Raw genomic sequence first — 504 nt, 5'->3', positions numbered from 1 at the left:
GCCGGCACGGGCAAAGATCTGCTCCTGACGGTAGAGCGGGAGATGATCGGCGTACTTGGCGATCAGCACCTGGGCCAACAGACCGGCGGTGGGGATGCCCTTATCGATGATCTGCGCCGGCATCGGCGCCTGGGTCAGCGTCTCGCACTGGTCGCAGACCCACTTGCCGCGAACATGGCGCTCGACGTGGAACACGCCCGGCGTGTAGTCGAGCTTCTCGCTGACCTCCTCACCGATCCGCCGCAGCTGACAACCACAGGCGCAGTGGTCATTTTCCGGATCATGGTGTATCTCGGTGCGCGGCAGCTCCGGGGGCAAGGGCGCGCGCTTGGGCGTCTTCTTCGCCGCTGGCGTGGCAGCAGTGAGATTCAGCTCCTCCAGCTCGGTCTCGATGGCAGCGATGTCAGCATTGACCACCTCCTCCAATAGACTGATCTGCAGGACGTTGAGCTGCTCGCTGCGCTTGCCGAAGGCGTGGCGCTTGAGCAGCGCCAGTTCATAGGT

At 63.9% G+C, this 504-nt stretch carries 1 protein-coding gene; it reads right to left on the bottom strand.

What is annotated here, in order from left to right:
- Window positions 1–504 (bottom strand): IS66 family transposase (locus GRB80_RS16205; RefSeq protein WP_161424448.1); only part of this gene is annotated, 504 nt, incomplete at both ends.

The sequence above is a fragment of the Halomonas icarae genome, from assembly GCF_009901955.1.
Classification (GTDB): Bacteria; Pseudomonadota; Gammaproteobacteria; order Pseudomonadales; family Halomonadaceae; genus Halomonas; species Halomonas icarae.
This window is presented reverse-complemented; position numbering and strand designations above follow the sequence as displayed.